Annotated in this window: 18 protein-coding genes; 13 read left to right on the top strand and 5 right to left on the bottom strand. The window is 45.9% G+C overall.

Annotated elements, in window-relative coordinates:
* The first annotated feature begins 172 nt into the window (after positions 1-172).
* From CSW98_RS12435 to CSW98_RS12380, 12 genes are all read left to right on the top strand, one after another.
* Positions 173-2,404, top strand: coding sequence for a bifunctional diguanylate cyclase/phosphodiesterase (locus tag CSW98_RS12435; protein ID WP_100800809.1), 2,232 nt, complete (start codon positions 173-175; stop codon positions 2,402-2,404).
* A 95-nt stretch (positions 2,405-2,499) separates the two neighbouring features.
* Positions 2,500-2,820 (top strand): hypothetical protein, encoded by a 321-nt coding sequence (locus tag CSW98_RS12430; RefSeq protein ID WP_100800808.1) that lies wholly within the window; start codon positions 2,500-2,502, stop codon positions 2,818-2,820.
* 241 nt (positions 2,821-3,061) lie between these two features.
* Entirely contained in the window at positions 3,062-4,762 is a 1,701-nt protein-coding gene (locus CSW98_RS12425) for an FAD-dependent oxidoreductase (protein WP_100800807.1), read from the top strand.
* Between the two features lie 245 nt (positions 4,763-5,007).
* Positions 5,008-6,771 carry a bifunctional lysophospholipid acyltransferase family protein/GNAT family N-acetyltransferase gene (locus CSW98_RS12420; protein ID WP_100800806.1) on the top strand — a complete coding sequence of 588 codons (1,764 nt, stop codon included), beginning with the start codon at positions 5,008-5,010 and terminating at the stop codon, positions 6,769-6,771.
* A gap of 296 nt (positions 6,772-7,067) precedes the next feature.
* Positions 7,068-8,252, top strand: coding sequence for a methyl-accepting chemotaxis protein (locus tag CSW98_RS17795; RefSeq protein WP_100800805.1), 1,185 nt, complete (start codon positions 7,068-7,070; stop codon positions 8,250-8,252).
* A gap of 29 nt (positions 8,253-8,281) precedes the next feature.
* Positions 8,282-8,650, top strand: coding sequence for a response regulator (locus CSW98_RS12410; RefSeq protein WP_100800804.1), 369 nt, complete (start codon positions 8,282-8,284; stop codon positions 8,648-8,650).
* A gap of 54 nt (positions 8,651-8,704) precedes the next feature.
* Complete coding sequence (locus CSW98_RS12405; RefSeq protein ID WP_157810386.1) at positions 8,705-9,028, top strand: STAS domain-containing protein; 324 nt, start codon at positions 8,705-8,707, stop codon at positions 9,026-9,028.
* Between the two features lie 2 nt (positions 9,029-9,030).
* Positions 9,031-11,232, top strand: a complete 2,202-nt coding sequence (locus CSW98_RS12400; protein WP_100800802.1) for a chemotaxis protein CheA — start codon at positions 9,031-9,033, stop codon at positions 11,230-11,232.
* 18 nt (positions 11,233-11,250) lie between these two features.
* Entirely contained in the window at positions 11,251-11,835 is a 585-nt protein-coding gene (locus tag CSW98_RS12395) for a chemotaxis protein CheW (RefSeq protein ID WP_100800801.1), read from the top strand.
* A 59-nt stretch (positions 11,836-11,894) separates the two neighbouring features.
* Positions 11,895-13,841 (top strand): methyl-accepting chemotaxis protein, encoded by a 1,947-nt coding sequence (locus tag CSW98_RS12390; RefSeq protein ID WP_100800800.1) that lies wholly within the window; start codon positions 11,895-11,897, stop codon positions 13,839-13,841.
* Between the two features lie 141 nt (positions 13,842-13,982).
* The gene (locus tag CSW98_RS12385; protein WP_232733524.1) at positions 13,983-14,858 is read left to right on the top strand and encodes a CheR family methyltransferase; all 876 of its coding nucleotides are present in this window, start codon (positions 13,983-13,985) and stop codon (positions 14,856-14,858) included.
* 49 nt (positions 14,859-14,907) lie between these two features.
* Positions 14,908-15,969 carry a protein-glutamate methylesterase/protein-glutamine glutaminase gene (locus tag CSW98_RS12380; protein WP_100800799.1) on the top strand — a complete coding sequence of 354 codons (1,062 nt, stop codon included), beginning with the start codon at positions 14,908-14,910 and terminating at the stop codon, positions 15,967-15,969.
* A 10-nt stretch (positions 15,970-15,979) separates the two neighbouring features.
* Here CSW98_RS12380 and CSW98_RS12375 read toward each other — a convergent pair whose 3' ends face one another.
* From CSW98_RS12375 to CSW98_RS12355, 5 genes are all read right to left on the bottom strand, one after another.
* Complete coding sequence (locus tag CSW98_RS12375) at positions 15,980-17,182, bottom strand: aromatic amino acid transport family protein (protein WP_100800798.1); 1,203 nt, start codon at positions 17,180-17,182, stop codon at positions 15,980-15,982.
* Positions 17,183-17,409: 227 nt separating this feature from the next.
* Positions 17,410-17,739, bottom strand: a complete 330-nt coding sequence (locus CSW98_RS12370) for a DUF2750 domain-containing protein (protein WP_232733527.1) — start codon at positions 17,737-17,739, stop codon at positions 17,410-17,412.
* Between the two features lie 103 nt (positions 17,740-17,842).
* Positions 17,843-18,760 (bottom strand): EamA family transporter, encoded by a 918-nt coding sequence (locus CSW98_RS12365; RefSeq protein ID WP_100800796.1) that lies wholly within the window; start codon positions 18,758-18,760, stop codon positions 17,843-17,845.
* A 180-nt stretch (positions 18,761-18,940) separates the two neighbouring features.
* Entirely contained in the window at positions 18,941-20,077 is a 1,137-nt protein-coding gene (locus tag CSW98_RS12360) for a 5-methyltetrahydropteroyltriglutamate--homocysteine S-methyltransferase (protein WP_100800795.1), read from the bottom strand.
* A 145-nt stretch (positions 20,078-20,222) separates the two neighbouring features.
* Positions 20,223-20,450 carry a UTRA domain-containing protein gene (locus CSW98_RS12355; RefSeq protein ID WP_100800794.1) on the bottom strand — a complete coding sequence of 76 codons (228 nt, stop codon included), beginning with the start codon at positions 20,448-20,450 and terminating at the stop codon, positions 20,223-20,225.
* Between the two features lie 149 nt (positions 20,451-20,599).
* Here CSW98_RS12355 and CSW98_RS12350 point away from each other — a divergent pair, with 149 nt between their 5' ends.
* Positions 20,600-21,319 (top strand): FadR/GntR family transcriptional regulator, encoded by a 720-nt coding sequence (locus tag CSW98_RS12350; RefSeq protein WP_100800793.1) that lies wholly within the window; start codon positions 20,600-20,602, stop codon positions 21,317-21,319.
* The last annotated feature ends 40 nt before the right edge of the window (positions 21,320-21,359 follow it).

Below are 21,359 nucleotides of genomic sequence, written 5' to 3'. Positions count from 1 at the left end.
AGGTTCAGACTCTCAATTTTGCAAGAATTTGATCAAGGTATTCAAATCGATAACTACAAATAAAACATTCGCGAAATATTAAATTTGCGTTAAGCTGATATTAGTTTTCTTGTATTGTCTACTGGACTTTGTACCAGACTGAATTAACAACAGAAGTTGTAACTATCGCTAAATGACTCGGTTTACTCTCACGGATAAGGCCAGTTTTCTGCTCTCATCCGGTATTTTACTCATCGTACTGGTCTGCCTGCTGCTGACCCGATTTTTCTACACCCAACAGATAGAAGATATTGAACAGATACAATTAATTAAAAATTCTGAACAGGCTCAAATTGCCATCAACAGACTGACTACAGAGCAGGAAGAATATTCCTATGACTGGGCTCACTGGGATGAAACCTATTTGCTGCTGAAAGAAAACGATATGACTTATGCAGAACGTAACCTGCATTATTCCGGACTCGACGCACTGAAGCTGTCTCTAATTATGTATATAAATAAAGATGGAAAAGTCATCGAAAGTGCTTATATTCCTGAAGATCAGAGAGAAAACGAAGTCGTGACCAAAGCACCGGAATCTACACAGTATGCCGTACTTCACTCACCACTTCTGCAGCAGATTTTTAATTTCACCTACCCAGATATAGAGAGTAAATCCGGCCTGCTCACTATAGATAAGACTCTGTGGATCATCAGTGTTACCGGAGTAAGTGACAGCCTGATGGAACATCGGGCACAGGGCTGGATGGTCTGGGGTACGCCGCTTTCCAGTAAATTTCCGGTAAAGTTTAAAGCCTTGCTTCCCGATCAATATGATATCAGTCTGTTGGAAGACGCTGGACAAACGAAGGGATCAGATATTGTCAGAACCCAGCAATCTATCGTCCACACCAGCCTGTTACGGGATATCGACGGTCAGCCGGTTGCCCGCTTAAAAACCACAGAACGCAGAATACTGTATGAACAGGCGAATCAGTTGATCAATACCATTTCCCTGATCCTCGGAGTAGCATCTTTCATTATTATTGCTGCAACCTTATATCTGTTCAGAACCAGAATCGGTGCCAGCTTCTCCAGAATGGAAAAAGAAAACCAGACCCAGTCCGGACTTATCGATATTCTGGAAAATAAGGATCTGGTATCCGGGCTGCACAACCGGCACTCTGTACTTCTGTATATCCACGAACACCTTATTGCTCAGGATCCACAACTGTCTCTGCTTTATATCAGTGTTGAACGGCTGAAATCGTTATCACGCATTTTCGGCTACCAGACTGTAGAAGTGATCATCCGCCATCTGGCACAATTTTTTACCTTATACGCCCCAAAACCGGCTCTGATTGGACGGGTTGCAGAAAATGATTTTGTCATCCTGTGCAACAGTTCCGAGCCAGTTCTGCTAAAATGTGCTGAAAAAATAAACCATTTGTATGGTAAACCCACTATCATTGATGATCTGGATATTCATCTGGACATTTGTCTTGGTTATTTAGATAGTTGCAGCGGTTTCAGAGATGCTGAAGAAGTCCTGACCTGTGCCAAATATACGGCACAGCTTGCCAGCACAGGCCCGGACAAACTGATCCATTTCTCAGATGCCGTTACCCGGCAATTTAACCAGCACAAACAATTACAGCGGGATCTTTCCTCTGCGATCAAAAATGAAGATATTACCCCTTACTACCAACCGATTGTTCATGCAGTAAGCGGTGAAGCCATAGGCTTTGAAGCTCTTGCCCGCTGGAAGCACGCGGAACTTGGTATGATCTCTCCGGCTATTTTTATTCCAATGGCAGAGGAACGAAATTTCATTATTGCACTGGGCGAACAGATCCTGGATCAATCCTGTCGCTTTATCTCCGACTTAAATAAAAAAAGACAGCAACACGCTCTGCCGCCAATGACTGTACATGTCAATTTATCAGCTCCTCACCTGCAGCATCATAATCTGCTGCCTTATATTGAACATTTGCTGCAGAAATATAATCTTCCTCCGCATCTGCTGACTCTGGAATTAACTGAAAGTATTCTTATCGACTCCGTCAGTGACGTTATTGCACAATTAACCTTACTCAGAAGTAAGGGGATGCGTATTGCTATTGATGACTTTGGAACCGGCTATTCATCACTCAGCACTCTGAGCTCTTTTCCTGTCGATATCATAAAGCTGGATCGCAACTTTGTGCTGCAGTTAGAACAGAATAAAAAAGGCTATGCCCTGATAAAAAATATCGTGCAATTAGCAAAGGATATGCAATTAAATACTGTAGTAGAAGGTATTGAAACCTCCCGGCAGAGAGAGGTTTTTGTAGAATTAAATGTCGACAAAATTCAGGGGTTCTATTTTTACAAACCCATGCCTATGCAATCTGCATTATATGAATTTTCTGAGCCGGAATATTAAATGTGTTTGCATACATTTGGTACTGCTCTTTTTTAATGGCTATACTGTATAAAAAACAGCCAGCACAATCCTGATCATTTGACGGAGATGCTTCTATGGCACAACAAGATTACCATGATAGACGGCAATGTATCCGGCTACGTTATCCTCATACCGAACGTCCTACCATTGAATTAATGGGGCATGAATATCCGGTATGTGAAATTTCCGAAAAGGGTATGCGCCTGTTATTTCGCAGTTCCGACCCGGTTTCTCTTGGTGTAACCCTATCTGGAGTAGTGCATTTTATGAACAAAGAAGATGTACCGATTGAAGGTATGGCACTGCGTCAGCATGCCAGTGAAGTTGCCATGAAACTGACGAAAGGCATTTCATCGGAACGCATTGACGAAGAGCAAAAATATCTGAATCAGTAAATCCTTTCATTTCAGCCCGGCAGTCCTCTTCATTCCGGAACCTCCGGCTGAAGGATCTTTTCATGTGATTTATACTCATTTCTCTGTTGCATTCTATCCTAAACCTTAATAACATTAACAAAAGCTAATAAACCATATCCTAAACAAGATATCAGAATGAAAGCAGGAACCCTTTTTCCTTTCTACACTTTATTCGTTTGTTCTCATTCAGTTAGATAACTTCAGTTATAAGGTTTAATCTATGAGTAAAAAAATCTTAATCGTTGGTGGCGTGGCCGGTGGGGCTTCTGCGGCAGCACGTCTGCGCCGACACAGTGAAGACGACCAAATCATCATGTTCGAGAAAGGACCTCATGTTTCTTTCTCCAACTGCTGTCTGCCCTATCACCTGAGCGGCACCATTCCGAATGCGGAAGATCTGGTACTGATGAGCCCGGAAAAATTTGCCACTATGTATGCCATTGATGCACGTACCGGTAGCGAAGTTCTTTCCATTGACCGGGCAGAAAAAACCGTTGCTGTAAAAAACCACGTCACCGGAGAAACCTATACTGAGAGCTATGATAAGCTGATCCTGTCTCCGGGTGCTAAACCGATTGTTCCGCCAATTCCGGGACTGGATAAAATCCCGAACTTTTCTATCCGTAACGTTGTCGACATCGAGCGTCTTAACCAGCATCTGCAAGGAACCAAGCCGAACAACGTTACCGTTGTCGGCGGTGGCTTTATCGGTGTAGAAGCCGCTGAAAACCTGATCGAAGCAGGCTATAACGTCACGCTTATTGAAGCAATGCCGCAGATCATGAAACCATTCGACTACAGCATGGTACAGATTCTGCACAAAGAGATGCATGATCATGGCATTCATCTTCTGGTCAACAGCAGAGTCAATGCTTTTGAAGAAGGTAAAATTCTGCTGGAAGACGGCCGTTCAGTTGACTCAGATGTTGTGGTATTTGCTATTGGTGTGAAACCGGAAACGGATCTGGCCGTCAAAGCAGGTCTGGAACTGGGTAAAACCGGTGCGATGAAGGTAAATCAGAACTATATGACCAACGACCCGGATATCTATGCCGTCGGAGACGTGATTGAAGTTTACAGCTACCTGTATAACGACTACTACCAGTTACCACTGGCTGGTCCGGCACAGAAACAGGCCCGCAGCGTAGCAGACCATATCAATGGCATGACTATTGATAATCGTGGCTATATTGGCTCTTCCGTAGTAAAGGTTTTCGACTACAACGCCGCTTCTACCGGCCTGAATGAAGGCATGATTAAGGCTCTTGGCCTGAACCTTTCCTATGATACCGTAAAGATCATCCCGAACGATAAAGTCGGTTTGATGCCTGCCGGAGGGCTGGTACACTTTAAACTGCTGTTTGAAGTTCCGACCGGTCGTATTCTTGGGGCTCAGGCTATCGGTAAAGGTAATATCGATAAACGTGTGGATGTGATTGCTACAGTGATCAAATTTGGCGGAACCATCTATGATCTGAAAGATCTGGAACTCTGTTATGCACCACCGTTTGGCACAGCTAAAGATGTCGTAAACTATGCCGGTTATGTTGCAACCAACCTGATGAACGGCGACTTTAAGCAGGTACATGCCTCGAATATCCGTTCTCTGGTAGAAAAAGGGGCTTGCATTGTGGATGTGCGTGAAGTCACTGAATATGAAACCAGCCATATTAAAGGTGCAATAAATATTCCTTTGAGCGAGTTGCGCCAGCGTACCGGTGAACTGCCAAAAGACAAACCCGTTTACCTGCACTGCCGCAGCGGCCAGCGCAGCTACAATGCCGCACTGGTACTGAATAACCTTGGCTTTAAGGAAACCTATAATGTTTCCGGCGGTTATATGGGGCTGAGTTTCTACGAATACTTCAATGACCAGACCACCGGACGTGAATCTATTCTGACCGATTACAACTTCGATTAAGTATTTCGGTTAACCGTTTTCAACCCAAAGGCCTGAAGCATTCTTCAGGCCTTTCTTTTTTGTTTGGGCAAGGACATTACTGTACCGAACGGAAAGCTCCCGAGCAGAAAGATACTAACCGGAAAAAGACTTTTCAGACACTAAAACGTCACACACTTGTCATTTCTCTCTCATGTTTCTGACGCGAATCTGCAATGTTTCCTTCATAGGATAAGCAGAGCTGAATATGAAATTCTGAGGTTACTATGCATTGTCCAAGTCCATTCCGTCTGCCAAGAAAAACACCATTTGGTATTGGAGAAAATGTTGCCGAATGGGCAACCGGATTAAACAAACTGGATAAATTCTACGCCCAGCGTCCTGCCGGATGTGATACACAGGCATTTCTTCGTTTTACTCTGGAAATACTGGGTATCGACTATCAGGTTGTCCGAGGTTCGCTCAGAAGCGTTCCGGAAACAGGAGCTACCGTTATCGTAGCCAACCACCCTCTTGGCTGTGTTGAAGGAGTAATTCTGGCAGAAATGCTGCTCTCTGTACGTCAGGATATCCAGATCCTGGCAAACCAGTACCTGAAAACTGTACCCGAACTGGATGAACTGTTTATCGGTGTCGATGTTTTTGACGGTCAGCATGCTCACAAAGCGAATATAAAAGCCCTGCGTGCTGCCAATAAACATCTGGCTGATGGCGGGCTACTGCTGATGTTCCCGGCTGGCGAAGTCTCTCGGCTGGTTGACAGAAGAGAAAAAAAACTTGAGGACAGAGAATGGAGCCGCTCCGTCAGTTCCCTGATACGCAAAAACAAGGCTGTCACCATTCCCATGTTTATCAACGGGCATAACTCACAGCGTTTCTATATGGCCGGGAAGATCCATCCCCTGCTGCGAACCCTGATGCTGGGCAGAGAACTGTTGAATAAGAAACAAGAGACCATTGCTATCGCTATCGGAGATGCCATCAAATACAAAGAGGTCAATACCCTGTGTGATCAGCAGTTGGTCAATTATCTGCGGCTGAATACCTACCTTCTTAACCATACTCCAGAAGCATCTGCTCCGGCACAACAGCATAATATCAATGCCATACCGGTTGCACCGGCTCTTCCGGTTACAGAGGTGGAAGCGGAGCTGCATGCCCTTCCCGCTGAACACCATATGCTTTCCAGCGGTGAATTTGATGTTTATTGCACCGAAGCCAGCTATATTCCATCGGTTATGTATGAAATCGGCCGCCTGCGTGAGATCAACTTCCGGCAGGTCGGAGAAGGAACCGGACGGGCTCTGGATCTGGACAGATTCGATCAGATGTACCGGCATCTGTTTATCTGGGATAAAGATAAGCAACAACTGGTTGGCGCTTATCGGCTGGGGGTTGTCGACCAGATTACCGGTCAGCAGGGACTCAGTAATCTCTATTCACGCACGCTATTCAACTACGACCAACGCTTTCTCGATCGGATGAATCAGGGGATGGCGATTGAAATGGGGCGTTCCGTGATTGCACAGGAATACCAGCGCAGCATGAGCGCCCTGCTTCTGCTGTGGAAAGGTATCGCAGCCTATATTCAGCGCAATCCGCAATATACCCATCTGTTTGGCCCTGTCAGTATCAGTAACGACTACAGTCATGAAGCAAGACAACTACTGGCAGAAACCATGGCCCTGCATCACTACGATATTGAAAGTGCCAAATGTGTTACTGCGTCAAACCCTCTGAAAAGCCAGTCATCGTCATGGAATACCGGCCTGCTGACTGCTCTGGGTGATGTTCAGCTTCTGTCTCGGGTGATTGCCCGTCTGGATGAAGGCAAAAGCGTTCCAGTTCTGCTGCGGCAGTATCTGGGACTAAACGGTAAGCTGGTCTGTTTTAACGTTGATCCCGCTTTTAACAATGCTCTGGATGGTCTGATCGTTGTGGATTTAAGAAGTGTGCCGAAAAAAACACTGGGACGGTATATGGGGTTTGATCAGGCAGAAGCCTACCTCCGGCATCACAACATCAGCTAATCCGTTATCAGTGCACCACGTTATCAGTATACCGGCAGGAAGCCATAGGCTTCCTGTTGTCCTCATTGCTTCCCGATTTCCCGTTTAGCTCAATATTTCTTATAACCATCGGCTATCTCGTCAACCGGCAGGGTTTATATTTTTTCTAAAAAATTTGCTGGATCTAAAAATCATCGACTAAGTTTAAATAAGTCAGCAAAGAGAGCATGACCAGAACAGATAAAACTGTCAGGGAAAGATAGCATCGCTTTCATTATAAATAATTAGATAACACAACAACGTCAGTAGGTAACTTTATGGGTAAGGGCTATTCGGCTTATATTCAGTTTGGCATTACGCTTGCCATTTTATGTAATCTCACCCTGATGTCAGATTTTTCTGCCATCATGTGGAGCGTCACAGCTTTATTACTAGCCACCAGCCTGGGACTGGCTATCAAACAGACCCGGGACATTAACACGCTGATCACCAAAGAAAAAGAAGAAGATAATCTTAACCAGCGTCTCTGCGCCTGTACACAATCACTAAACCAGCAACTGGATGATACCTATACCATATTCACCCAAATAGCCCCTATCTGGCAGCGTCAACTGAATACTTGTTCCGGCCAGATGGAAGATAATATTGCCACCCTGACAGAAAAATTTGCACTCCTCGCCAGTGAGATGAATCAGGTCACTCAGGCCTCCCACCTGAGTGATGAAGGACACGTTCTGCATGAGGATGAGCATGACCGAAAGCGTCTGCAAAATGTCGAAACCAAGTTTGTTGAAATTGAACACTCAAATAATCAACTGGCCGCCCGTATCAACAACCTGATGCAGTACACAACGGAACTGGAATCAATGGCCAGCGATGTCGGAGCCATAGCTGATCAAACCAGCCTGCTGGCGCTGAATGCCGCTATCGAAGCGGCACGGGCGGGAGAATCTGGTCGTGGTTTTGCCGTCGTAGCCGATGAAGTCCGTAAGCTGTCAGCTCAGTCTGGTGAAACCGGCTCCCATATTATTGAAAAAATGGATGAAGTTGCCGGTATTGTAGAAGAGCTGGGCAACGTTTCTGAACAGACTAATCAGTCTATCACTGATGCGATAGCGGCCAGTCAGGAAGTCATTGAAGGCGTTATAACTAACCTGACCTCCCGTGGCGACAAACTCAAAGAAGAAGGCAATAAGTTGCTGGAACTCAGCCTTCAGGCTCACAGTGAAATTGAGCAAATGCTGGTGGCATTTCAGTTTCAGGATCGCATCAGCCAGATTATCGCTCAGGTTATTCGCAGCATGAGTCAAATGTCAGAGCTGGCAGAAGAACGCTACCATGCCAGAAAAGCACAACAGACTTTGGAACCTCTGGATGTGAATGCTCTGATCGAAGCGATGAAAAAAGACTATGTTACCTCAGAACAGTTTATCAACCACAGTCACACAGGTTCAGGACGTGCAGGCGGTGAAGCCGAACCGTCTTCAATCTCATTCTTTTAGTTTCTCAATCAGGTAAGGAGAGCCGTGAAATGTCGAAGAATATCCTTGTCGTTGATGATTCCGCTTCTATCCGTCACGTTGTTGGTATCGCTTTGCGTGGTGCCGGCTATAACGTTCTGGAAGGAGTAGACGGAAAAGATGCGTTAACCAAACTGGATGGCCAGAAAATACATCTGATCATCAGTGACGTGAATATGCCGAATATGGACGGAATTTCTTTTCTGAAAGCCGTTCGGGCTAACCCCAAATATAAGTTTACGCCAGTCATCATGCTGACGACGGAATCCGGACAGTCCAAGATGGCAGAAGGCAAAGCTGCCGGAGCCAAAGCATGGGTCGTAAAACCCTTCCAGCCTAAACAGATGCTGGATGCGGTAGCAAAACTGGTTATGGCATAACGGGATCCGTAATTCTCAGCACATCACTTCAATCATCCGGAGAACAGAATGGGAATGACTGCGACACAACAGGAAGGCATTGTTCGACTTTCACCCGGTAGCGAGATGACTATCTACACCGCCGCGGAGTTAAAAGACTCGCTGTACAAAGACTGGGACAAGGCCAGAGAGATAGACATTGATCTGTCACAAGTCGATGAACTGGACAGTGCTGGTATCCAGTTACTTTTACAGCTGAAATCCGACAGTAAACACGGGCATAAACCTGTGCGTTTTATTGACCACAGTCCGGTCGTTCTTGAAGCACTGGAAATGCTGAACCTGATCAGTCGTTTTTCTGAGCCTAGAGTTCTGACCACAGAGAATCCGGAGGCCTGAGCATGAGCGAAGAAGCCAAACAAATATTCGTACAGGAGTCGGAAGAACTGCTTCAGGAGATGGAAGATGCTCTGCTGATGATGGAAGAAGATCCGAATGACTCTGAACACCTGAACAGCGTCTTCCGGGCAATGCACACGATTAAAGGATCTGGCGGGATCTTCGGCTTTAATTTTATCGTCAGCTTTACACATCCACTGGAAAGCGAACTGGACAGAGCCCGCAGCGGAGAACGGCCGGTGGATCAAGAACTGGTCGCCCTGCTGCTCAAATGCAAAGATCATACGGCCGCATTGGTGGAGTTTGCGGCAAGCTCCAGTGATAGCAATATCCTGCCACTGGAACTGCAAAAAGCCGGGGATCACCTGCTGGCACAACTTAACGGCTCAGAGAAGCAACATGCCGTGGCCACAGCAGAAACATCCGCTCCGATAGAAACCCTGTTTGAAGAACAGACCGAAACCGACGGCCTGTGGTTGATCTCACTGGATTTCAAACCCGATACATTCAGAAACGGCTTTGATCCGCTCTCTTTCCTCCGCTATCTAAATAATCTGGGTGAGATCATCAAGGTGATCACCATCTACCGGCTGGACGACAGTGATGAAGAAATGGATCCGGAAAGCTGTTACCTGTCCTTCCGGATCGCGTTCAGCAGCACAGCCAGCAAAAGCGAAATTAACGAAGTCTTTGAGTTCGTACAGGAAGACTGCGATATCCATATTCTGCCTCCGCAGACCCGACAATCCGAATACCTGGATCTGCTGCAAAACGTTCCGGAGAATAGTTGTCAGCCATTAGGCGAACTTCTGCTGAGCATCGGTGCCATTACCCATGCAGAACTGGATCAGGCTCTGGATACCCAGAATAACACTCAGCCCGATGCGGAAAGAAAACCGCTTGGAAAGATACTGGTTGAGCAACAGGCCATTAATCAGACCATTGTAAAAGAAGTGCTGAAAAAGCAGGAATCGATCAAAGACAAAGTCAGTAAAGAAGCCCGTTCCATCCGGGTAGATGCCCAAAAACTGGGGCAATTGATCAATCTGGTCGGTGAGCTGGTGATCTCCAGTGCATCCATACAGACCCAGATAGGCAGACTGAATCAGCCTAACCTGAACGACGCAGCCTCCAGCATGGAACTGCTGGTTGAAGAGATCCGCGATACGGCACTTCAGCTTCGCATGGTTCAGATTGGAGAAACCTTCTCCCGTTTTAAACGAGTTGTCCGGGATGTCAGTAAAGAACTGGGAAAAGAAATTGAACTGGTGATCAGCGGTGGTGAAAGTGAACTGGATAAATCCGTAGTCGAAAAACTGAATGATCCGTTAACCCATCTGGTACGCAACTCACTTGACCATGGCATCGAAATGCCGGAAGAACGCTTGGCAGCGGGCAAACCAGCTAAAGGAACGCTGACCCTGAACGCCTATCATGACTCAGGACATATTGTTGTCGAGGTAGTGGATGATGGAGCCGGTCTTGATGTTGAAAAGATCCGCGCCAAAGCGGAAGCCATCGGGTTGATCGCACAGGATCAGGTACTGAGCCACAGAGAAGAACTGCAATTGATCTTCGAGCCAGGTCTGAGTACCAAAAAAGAAGCATCCAACCTTTCCGGCCGGGGCGTTGGTATGGATGTGGTTAAACGAAATATCGAATCGCTGCGCGGAGCCATCGAACTGGAAAGCGAAAGAGGCAAAGGAACCCGCATCACCATACGTCTGCCGCTGACATTGGCTATCATCGACGGCTTTCTGGTTGGTATTGAAAGGGAATCCTACATTATTCCACTCAGCATGGTTCAGGAATGTATCGAGTTTGGTGCAGAGCAACTGCAACACCACGGTAACTACGTGAACTTCAGGGGAGAGGTCATGCCGTTTATCCATCTGCGGCACTTTTTCGGACTACCTCCTGCCGGTAAACAGCAGCGAGAATCCCTTGTCGTGGTGCGCTTTGGGCGAACCCGGGCAGCATTAGTCGTCGATGCGCTGTTGGGTGAACAACAAACTGTCATCAAACCTCTGGGAGCCGTATTTCAGAACCTGTCCGGTATCAGTGGTGCAACAGTTCTCGGCAGTGGCGATATCGCTCTGATTCTGAGTGTTCAGGAGTTGATCGAACAAGCAGAACAACTGGCAGAACAGCTCAATCGTTCGGCTATATCCGGAGCTCCGGAACTGGCTCAGTATCAACATTAACCATAAGGACTCTGTATCGTGAACCAAGAAATAACCGATTCTCGTCAACCCGGCACAGTGTCTGCGGTTGCGGGTGTAACACAGTACCTGACTTTTCTCTGCTCAGGAGAGCGACTTGCGGTTGAAATTCTGGACGTCAAAGAACTGCTGGAAATGACCAATATGACCCGGGTGCCCATGACTCCAGATTTCATCCGTGGAGTGATCAACCTGCGGGGAAGCGTTGTTCCCGTCGTGGATCTCTCTGCCCGTCTGGCAAGATCGCCCTGCTCCTTAACCAAACGCAGTTCCATTGTTCTGGTTGAAGTTACACAGGGAGAAATCACTCAGACGCTGGGGATGCTGGTCGATGAAGTCAGTGAAATACTGGAAATTGATGCCAACCATATTCAGCCGCCCCCCAGTTTCGGAGCCAACATCCGTACCGACTTTATCCGGGCTATGGGTAACGTCAATGGTGAATTTATTATCCTGCTGGCCATCGACAAAGTGCTGTCTGTAGAAGAACTTTCATCCCTGAAAGAGATCGCCTCCCAGACAGGACGTTCACCGGAATACCGACAGGAACAGCACCCGGCTATGACCCTGCAGGAACAGTGTTAAGCGGTGACATATTTTAAGGTTGTAAAAATAGAAACAGTAACTCTCTTGGAGTGATAACTATGTTAAACAAACTCAGACTTGGCACTCAAATCGGTTCAGGATATGCGCTTCTGATCATCCTGCTGATTGTGGTATCCTCTTCCGCCTACCTTGGCCTGACTAACGCTGTAAAAGGCTTCAGTGACTTCCAGCATCTGGCTGGTCAGACCGATCAGGCTTCTGCAATGCAATCCGGTATGCTGGAAGCACGCCTGTATGCCGTGGACTACCTGAGAACCCACTCAGACAATAGTAAAAAAGCCTTTGAAGGCCATCTGCAAGGTCTGGAAGCTTTAATACATAAAGCAAAAGATGAAACGCTAAATCCAGAGAGAGCCAAAAATATTGCTGAGGTCGACCAGTTATTTGATGCCTACAGAGATGCCTTTACCACAATCAGCCAGTTAAATACCCGCCATGACGAACTGCTGTACGATATTCTAACCCCTATCGGCTGGGAAATGACCAATGCACTAGCCAGTATTGCGGATTCTTCATATCTTGACGGAGAAACCAATATTACGGTTCAGGCACTGCAAGGTAACGCATCCCTTCTGAGAGCCCGCCTGCAGATCATGAAATATCTGGATGCCAATGTTCAGGCCGATCTGAACAAGGCCTCAGATGAACTGAACGGGGCACTGGCTGACAAAGTACGTACTCTGGATACCCTGATCCGTGACCCGGAAAGACGTGAACAGTTGAACATCTTTAGCCGGGCGCGGGAAGAATATATTGCCGGGATTCAGGAACTGAATCAGGTCGTGGTCAAGCGTAATGAACTGGTTAAGAATGAACTGGAAAGAATCGGTCCTATCGTCGCGAAAGACACTGAGCAGGTTAAAAGCTCTATACTGAACGAACAAAATGAACTGGGTAATCAGGTTTCTATGGTTAACAGCCGTACCATAAACACCGTAATCTGGGTCAGTGGTGCTGCAATTCTGACCGGTATTCTTCTGGGGTATATTCTGACCCGAATTATCCGTCGGCCTCTGGGTGGAGAACCACGGGAAATGCAGGATATTGCCCGCCGTATTGCAGACGGAGATCTGACCATTCGATTTAACAATCCAGAAAAAGCCATGGGTGTATACGGTGCTATGATGGACATGACCAATGGTCTGAATGAGATAATTCAGCAGGTTCGCTCCGGCTCAAATAACCTCAGTACAGCATCCCAACAGGTGAATGCCACGGCTCAGGGGATCAGTCAGGCTGCAACTGAACAGGCTTCCGGTGTAGAAGAAACCACAGCGGCGGTTGAACAGCTGAATGCTTCCGTGCAGCAGAATACCGAAAATGCACGAGTAACCAATAATATGGCCACCACTGCCGCTCAACAGGCTGAAGACGGTGGTAAAGCCGTTATACAGACGGTTGAAGCAATGAAACAAATTGCACAAAAAATCAGTTTAATTGAAGATATCGCATATAAAACCAATCTATTATCACTGAATGCTGCTATTGAAGCGGCTCGTGCCGGTGAGCATGGTAAAGGCTTTACAGTCGTCGCTTCTGAGGTACGTAAGCTGGCTGAAAACAGTTCAACCACCGCTCAGGAGATCAACGAGTTAGCCACCCACAGTGTAGGTATCGCAGAAAATGCCGGCCGCCTGATAGCTGAAATAGTACCAAGTATTAAGAAAACGGCTGATCTAGTGGAAGAAATTACTGCATCCTCTGAAGAGCAGGCATCCGGAATCGCTCAGATTAATGAATCTATGGTTCAGCTTGATAAAGCGACTCAACAGAATGCTTCCGCCTCAGAAGAGCTGGCTGCAACAGCTGAAGAACTGAGCGGCCAGGCAACACAGTTGATTCAGGCCGTCGCTTTTTTCAAGGTGCAGGATCTGATAAAAGGTGCAACAAACGCTCATATAATGACTCAGAAAGCAGCACAGCCCGTCTCTCGCAGAAACGACAGTAGTATGGAGCTGGATAATGCTGAGTTTGTGAATTTCTGATACTGCGTACGGAATAAATACACGGACGGAATGTGAACAATCCCTTATCACTTAAACTGGCCGGGCTGGAAAACCCGGCTACACTAAATAATAAGGGAAACTTCCGAGTAATAATAAACATTGAAAAAGTCGGTACTGGATTTGTTCTCAAGCATTAGTTTTACTAACAACAATAGTTGGGCTCAGGAACTGGCAGGCAGCCGCCTCGCCGAAGTAAATTCGATAACACGCTACGAATTTTTGCTGTTTAAGGATCTGCTTTATCGTCAGGTTGGTATCAACCTGACTCCGGCCAAGTCAACGCTATTGGAATCCCGCTTAGGTAACCGTGTGGTTCGCCTGGGACTAAACACGTATTTTGATTATTACCAGTATATTCTCAGCAGTAAGGGTGAAGATGAACTGCAAGTACTGATCGACCTGCTGACAACGAACGAAACCTTCTTCTTCCGCGAATCGGCTCACTTCGACTATCTGCGGGATGAGGTTCTGCCTCAATACCGGCATATGCCCGTCCGGATCTGGAGTGCGGCCTGCTCTTCCGGAGAAGAAACCTACAGTCTGGGAATGTTACTGGCTGATCAGCGGGAAGGAGCCGGGAGCTGGGAGCTGATTGGATCGGATGTCAGCCAGAGAGTTCTGGAAAAAGCCAAAGCTGGCCATTATCAGATGATGCGCCATGAAGGTATTCCTCTGCCCTACCTGAAAAAATACTGCCTGAGAGGGACGGGATCACAAGAAGGTACTCTGCTGATCAATAAGGCTCTGCGTGAACGGATCAAATTCAGTCAGGTTAACCTGAATGCTCAATTGGCGACCATGGGGCAGTTCGACATTATTTTTCTGCGGAATGTGCTTATCTATTTTAATCCGGAGAAAAAAAGCGACATTGTCAAACGGGTAGCACAACAGCTAAAAGCCGGAGGCTATCTGTTTATCAGCCATACTGAAAACCTTCAGGGGATTGATGCCAACTTACGTTTAATCCGCCCTTCGATTTTCCGCAAGCTGGGATAAACCGTCAAAAGAATAACAATCAAACCATAACAAAATATTGGGAACCGCTATGATCAATGTTCAGTTAGTTGATGATTCATCTCTAGTCAGAAAACTGCTTCAGGAGCAGTTGGAACAGACACAGGGGATTCGAATTTCCGGCTCAGCACGTGATCCTATTTTCGCTATGCGCAATATGGAGAAACTGTGGCCGGACGTTATTATTCTGGACATTGAGATGCCGAGAATGGACGGTATTACCTTTCTGAAAAAAATCATGGCTGAAAGGCCAACCCCTATCATTATCTGTTCAACCCTGACAGAAAAAGGAGCCGATACAACCATGCAGGCCATGTCAGCCGGTGCGGTAGATATTATTACCAAACCGCAGACAGAACTGCGAGCCTTTATGGAAGGCTCCAGAGAGCGGCTTATTCAGTCAGTCAAAGCTGCCGCACTGGCCAGAGTTTCGCCGTCTTCCCGTCCAAAAGCTAAAATACAGAGCCCGACAGAAAAGCTGACAGCCGATGCCGTGTTACCGTCGAATCCGGAACGTCGCCCGTTTGCAACCACAGATAAAGTCGTCGCTATAGGCACATCGACCGGCGGCACTCAGGCACTGGAGAAAGTATTGACCCGACTGCCAAGAACTGCTCCCGGAATTGTTGTGGTTCAACATATGCCAGAACATTTTACTGCCGCTTTTGCCACCCGGCTGGATCAGCTCTGCGAAGTAACGGTAAAAGAAGCCCAGCACGGCGACCGGGTGATCTCCGGAACGGTTCTTATCGCCAATGGCGGCAAACATATGTTGCTGTCCCGGAACGGAGCCCAGTACACAGTGGCGATCAAGGACGGACCGCTGGTCAGCCGTCACCGGCCTTCCGTCGATGTACTGTTCCGCTCGGTTGCCAATGCTGCCGGACAAAATGCCATGGGGATTATTATGACCGGCATGGGAGATGATGGCGTTAAGGGCATGCTGGAGATGAGAAAAACCGGCGCCAGTACTTATGCTCAGGATGAGGCTTCCTGTGTGGTCTACGGAATGCCGAAAGAAGCCATCCGTCAGGGAGCGGCCATGTACGAAATATCACTGGAACAGATCCCTCAACTGATCAGCCGGTTCTGAAACAAACCATCTATCCGAGGGCAGGCAGAATACCCACCACAATAAGCAGCTGGACTCCGACAATCATAACCCCGGCAATACCACAAAGATACAACGCAGGTATGCCACCTCGAACCTGATAATACCCGTCAGGAACTTGCTGCCGAACTCTGATCACCATCATCAAAGGAAGAAAAATAGCCAGTATGGCAAGAGCGATAGCAGCATACCCCAGAGCCATAATAAATCCCTGCGGATAAACCAGAGCAAAGATCAACGGTGGCAGAAAAGTCAGTAATGCAACGAAAGAACGGTTTCTCTTCCCGCCTTTTCTGCACAAGCCGTCCCCCAGAAATTCAAATAATCCCAGACTGACCCCAAGAAAAGAGGTGAGCAAAGCCAGATCAGCAAACACGCCAATAACACTGCCAAGATTAGAGTGATGAGCCTTGAGGGTTAACAATGTAATCAGACTGCCCAGACCGCTGTTTTGTACCAGCTCAGATTGACTGACAACGCCCAGTGTAACGAGTTGCCAGAAAATATAAATCACCAGAGGAATAGCCGAACCAAACAGTATGACTTTTCTCAAAGCGGGTGTATCACCATCCAGATAATTAACGACAGCCGGAATACTGCCGTGAAAACCAAATGAAGTAAAAATAACAGGTATCGCCGCAACAATAAGACCTTGTTGTAGCGGCATATTCAAAAGATAAGATTCAGTTACATTTGGTGCCAGAAAAAACAGCACCATCACCATAGCAATAATCTTTCCGCAAAATAAGATACGGTTAACTCGATCAACCGTTCCGGTTCCAATAGCAACTACACCGGCAACAATCAGAGTAAAAATCAGAGTTCCGCTTACCCCACTAAGCTGTACCCCGGTCAGATGACCAATACGCTGAGTAAACTGCATCCCGCCACCGGCAATATAGGCAGCACACAAAGAATAAAACAGAAACAGCATCGCCGCCGTTGCTATCCACTTCCCTTTATCACCCAGAATCTGTTTTGCCAGTGTATGCAAGGTAGCATGACTTTCCGCATACTGATGCAATTCAACCATCAATAGAGCTGTAAATGCCATCAGCCCCCATAGCGTCAGCATAATTAATAAAGAAGCTGAAAAACCAATACCGGCAGAAGCCAGAGGTAAAGCCAGCATCCCGGCACCAATCGTAGTACCAGCAATCAGCAGGGTACTTCCCAGAAATTTTTGTGTTATCATATGTAAACTTTATTTTACAGAAATTATAACCAGGAGATTTATTCTCTATAATCGCAGATAAACTATTAGCATCCACTGAATTGCAGTCATTCTCTAAGAGTTAAATCGTGTCTTCAAATTAATCTGTAAAAATAAATAAACTAGATGTGTACAATATTTTTTACACGCATTGTGTGTAAAAGAAAAACCACAGGAAACAGCTTATTCCTATGGTTGTTAGGACGGGATTAACGACGTTTAGATTCACGCTTTTTCAGTTCGAACTCAAACTCATCCGGGTACAGTACAATCCCCTCTCCTTGTTGGTCAGGAAATACGATGACTGAAAGCTCATCTTCTTCCAGCCCCGGAGTCCAGCGACTTTTCCATTTAGCCACTGAGATAGCCTCAGCTTTAAAGCCCTCCCAATCGTCTGTCGCCCACTGCTCAGCATGAGCCTGAGTCGGCCATACCGGTACACAGTCTTCATCCTCAGCCGTCAGCAAAACACTACCATGCTCATCAACCAGCAACCAGATTTTCAGCTCGGCAGCAACCGAGTTAAAAAACTGATTCATGCGCTCAGTCGGGTCTTGTGGAAGTGTGTCTGAAACCATATTCGCAGTCATAAAGAACCTTTGCTTTTGTTAGCGGGTAAGTGATAACCGGAGTATATACCTTTTATTCTTCCGGCAGGGGACGGACATCAGCCATTTTCATCGTAAACCAGCGTTTACCAAATACGTTAATAACAAGCCCTGCAGCAATAATCACCACGCCCGCGATCTGATGAAGATTCAGATGTTCCCCCAACAACAGCATAGCACTAAGAAGACCGAAAACAGGAACCAACAGAGATAATGGAGCAACCAGAGATGTCTCGTAACGGCTCAGCAGATAACTCCAGCCTCCATAACCGACAATAGTGGCCAGAAATGACAAGTACATCAGTGAAAAGATGTTATGCCACTCTATATGAGAGAGCGAATCAATAATGAGTGCCTTACCTTCGATATAAAAAGAAGCAACAGCAAAAGCCAGCATAGGAACCAATGCACTCCAGATAATCAGAGACATCGTCGGCACCTGATAGTTTTGCATAATCACTTTATTGGTGATATTCCCCATAGCCCAGCATCCAGCGGCACCAATAATCAAAACCAGCGTCAGTCCGGTAACAGATGACGTATCCAGTGTCTGAGCCGTCGCCAGCAGATAAATCCCCAGAGCAGCAATACTAATTGCGATCACATTATGCAGACGAATTTTCTCTTTTAGTAAAAAGACTCCCAGTAGCAGGGTAATAAATGCCTGCACCTGAAGAAGAAGTGAAGCTAGCCCAGCAGACAACCCCACGTTAATCGCCCAGAAAAGCAAAGAAAACTGTCCAAAGCTGATGGTAAGACCATACATAAGCAGCCATTTCAGAGGTAACTGAGGGCGCTTTACAAAAAAGAGAGCCGGAAACGCCACAAAGGTAAAGCGCAAACCAGCCAGTAACAGAGGTGGCATCCCCTGCAGGCCCACTTTTATAACAACAAAGTTAATACCCCAGACTAAAACAATAGTTAAAGCCAGTAACCTATCCCGAAACGACATGCGAAATCCTTATCACCGCCCCGACAGTTGACAAAGCAGTTACTGCCCGACAACAAGTATGGCTATGTGTGTGCTCACCTAAGAAAAGTCTCCTCAGGTTGCCTGATATTTCATCAATTGACAAGAAAATGTGACTGTAATAACAGTTTTCCAGGGTAGACGAGAAAATGAATCAAAGTATTAGGCTTGTGACCAAACATCAGCAACAATTTCGTTGATCAAACGAATCTTGTTCCATTGGTCTTCAACAGTGAGCTTATTACCTTCTTCAGTAGAAGCAAAACCACATTGCGGGCTCAAGCATAGGTTTTCTAGTGGAATGAATTCCTGCGCTTCTTTAATCCGTGCTTTAATTACTTCTCTTTCTTCCAGTTCAGGGAATTTAGAAGTCACAAGGCCAAGAACAATTTGGCTGCCGTTATTTTTCCAGTGGCGTAAAGGTGCAAAGTCACCAGCGCGATCATTATCGTATTCAAGGAAATAACCATCATAATTGGTATTAAACAATTCTTTAGCGATAGGTTCGTAACCACCAGAGAACAACCATGATGACGCATGATTACCGCGACAAATATGTGTGGTGATCACCATATCTTTAGGTTTATTTTCCAGAGCACTGTTGATGATATCTGTACAGATCTGTGCAATCTCATTGGCATCAATCCCTTTTGCAACCAGCTCTTCGCGTTTACCAGCATCAGCCAGAAATGCCCAGTTAGTATCATCAAACTGTAGATAGCGACAGCCAGCCTGATAGAAGGCGGCAATAGCATCGCGGTAAGTCTTAGCCAAATCCTGATAAAACTCACTACGATCAGCGTAAATGTCATCTAATTTTGATGAACCGTTATTAGATAGAATTTCCTGGCGCAAAATCATAGTCGGAGCAGGAATAGTCGCTTTTGCACTAAATGTCTCATCGGTTTCTGCCACTTTTTTCAGGAAATCAAAATGACTTAAGAATGGGTGTTCAGGATTAAACGATATACGACCTGTCACGCGAATATTGTAAGAAGGCGCAGCCTTACCGTGAAACTTCTGGTTGTAGCCCTGCTCGGGTACAAAACCTTCAATACCGTTGAGATTTTCCAGAAAATCGATATGCCAGAAACTACGACGGAACTCGCCATCAGTAATAACTCTTAATCCAACCGCTTTCTGTTGTTCTACCAGTTCAGTAATCGCACGGTTTTCAATTTCCGTTAGTTCCCCTTGAAAAATTTTACCCGCTTTAAAATCTTTGCGAGCCTGATGAAGGTAAGCCGGACGAAGATAACTACCAACAACATCTGAGCGAAAAGGAGGACGTATTGCCATGGGATTACCTCTTATATTTGTTTTATCATTTGATTATAGGGCTATCTTAATAGACGGCTAGATGTCTGTTAATGTTATTTTTCTCATATTGAATATGAAAAAAATTCAACTGATAAAATTTAAGGTATACGCTGTTAATGGTTGCTCAGCCATTGATAAATAAAGATGAGTGATACCAATTTTTCTGCAATACGGTTAACGAGAAAATGTTGACTTTTTTGTCTGCGATTTCAGGCAATACGGTCTGTCTGCTTTGCGCGATCTTCATCCCTTTGCCTTCAATATATTTATATTTTGAGCCTTTCGTGGCATCGACAGTCAGGTCAGAAAATAAAGATAAAGGCAGATATGTTACGCCAGCTCTTACTGCCATGCCCTAGGATCGAAACAAGGCTTTTTCCTAGAGGAAGATAAACAGCTAGATACGAGATGAAATTCATATAGTCAATTAATAGTGTTACAAGATGAAGAATAAATAGTGTAACATCTTGTGATACTAACTTTCTTTTCTTGTACTACATAATGGCATTACCAAAAACAAAATTTGTCGCTAATCATTTAGCAAAAAAAATACTTGAAGGCGATTATATTAACGGCGATACCATTGCCGGTGAAAATGAACTTGCGTCACAACTCGGGGTGTCAAGAACTTCAATTCGAAGTGCGATTCAAAGTTTAGCGGGCAAAGGGATTTTATCGACGGTTCCGAAAATGGGCACGGTTGTTAATAGCAAGGATCAATGGGACTGGCTGGATATAGAGTTACTCAATTGGATAGCTGAATTTGATGTCGATGAAGAATTGATACCAAACTTGATGGAAGCCCGTCTGATTTTCGAACCTAATATTGCCGCACTGGCGGCCATGAATGCATCGTCAAGAGATCTGGTGGCATTGGAAGAAGGTTACGATCTGATGGTTAAGGCAGAGAAAATACGCGATCGGGAACTATTTAATATAGGGGATGCCCAGTTTCACAAAGCGTTGATTGCATCCAGTAAGAACTATTTCCTCATGTCGATGGGTGACGCCATCATCACTGCACTCGGAATGACTTTTAAGCACACGTTGGAACAAGAAATAGAGCTCAGTGGGCCTGCGTTACGCAAACATTATGAAGTGATGGATGCGGTACGTATGCGTGATGCAGAAAAAGCACGTTCTCTAATGCGCAACATAATTATGGATGCGATCGGCAAAACAGTTGGCGAAAATGTGATGTCAAGCCGATACTTGCTGTGATTTTTTTGAATTACATCACTTAAAAGTGATATTTTTTTAC

It is taken from the genome of Vibrio sp. HA2012, assembly GCF_002812955.1.
GTDB lineage: Bacteria > Pseudomonadota > Gammaproteobacteria > Enterobacterales > Vibrionaceae > Vibrio.
The sequence above is the reverse complement of the archived record's forward strand: the minus strand, read 5'-3'. Positions and strand labels throughout refer to the sequence as shown.

Excerpts from the sequence above, each read along its gene's own strand:
- CSW98_RS12435 (WP_100800809.1), top strand. The coding sequence starts at position 173 with ATGACTCGGTTTACTCTCACGGATAAGGCCAGTTTTCTGCTCTCATCC.
- CSW98_RS12430 (WP_100800808.1), top strand. The coding sequence starts at position 2,500 with ATGGCACAACAAGATTACCATGATAGACGGCAATGTATCCGGCTACGT.
- CSW98_RS12425 (WP_100800807.1), top strand. The coding sequence starts at position 3,062 with ATGAGTAAAAAAATCTTAATCGTTGGTGGCGTGGCCGGTGGGGCTTCT.
- CSW98_RS12420 (WP_100800806.1), top strand. The coding sequence starts at position 5,008 with ATGCATTGTCCAAGTCCATTCCGTCTGCCAAGAAAAACACCATTTGGT.
- CSW98_RS17795 (WP_100800805.1), top strand. The coding sequence starts at position 7,068 with ATGGGTAAGGGCTATTCGGCTTATATTCAGTTTGGCATTACGCTTGCC.
- CSW98_RS12410 (WP_100800804.1), top strand. The coding sequence starts at position 8,282 with ATGTCGAAGAATATCCTTGTCGTTGATGATTCCGCTTCTATCCGTCAC.
- CSW98_RS12405 (WP_157810386.1), top strand. The coding sequence starts at position 8,705 with ATGACTGCGACACAACAGGAAGGCATTGTTCGACTTTCACCCGGTAGC.
- CSW98_RS12400 (WP_100800802.1), top strand. The coding sequence starts at position 9,031 with ATGAGCGAAGAAGCCAAACAAATATTCGTACAGGAGTCGGAAGAACTG.
- CSW98_RS12390 (WP_100800800.1), top strand. The coding sequence starts at position 11,895 with ATGTTAAACAAACTCAGACTTGGCACTCAAATCGGTTCAGGATATGCG.
- CSW98_RS12380 (WP_100800799.1), top strand. The coding sequence starts at position 14,908 with ATGATCAATGTTCAGTTAGTTGATGATTCATCTCTAGTCAGAAAACTG.
- CSW98_RS12375 (WP_100800798.1), bottom strand. The coding sequence starts at position 17,182 with ATGATAACACAAAAATTTCTGGGAAGTACCCTGCTGATTGCTGGTACT.
- CSW98_RS12370 (WP_232733527.1), bottom strand. The coding sequence starts at position 17,739 with ATGAATCAGTTTTTTAACTCGGTTGCTGCCGAGCTGAAAATCTGGTTG.
- CSW98_RS12365 (WP_100800796.1), bottom strand. The coding sequence starts at position 18,760 with ATGTCGTTTCGGGATAGGTTACTGGCTTTAACTATTGTTTTAGTCTGG.
- CSW98_RS12360 (WP_100800795.1), bottom strand. The coding sequence starts at position 20,077 with ATGGCAATACGTCCTCCTTTTCGCTCAGATGTTGTTGGTAGTTATCTT.
- CSW98_RS12355 (WP_100800794.1), bottom strand. The coding sequence starts at position 20,450 with ATGGCAGTAAGAGCTGGCGTAACATATCTGCCTTTATCTTTATTTTCT.
- CSW98_RS12350 (WP_100800793.1), top strand. The coding sequence starts at position 20,600 with ATGGCATTACCAAAAACAAAATTTGTCGCTAATCATTTAGCAAAAAAA.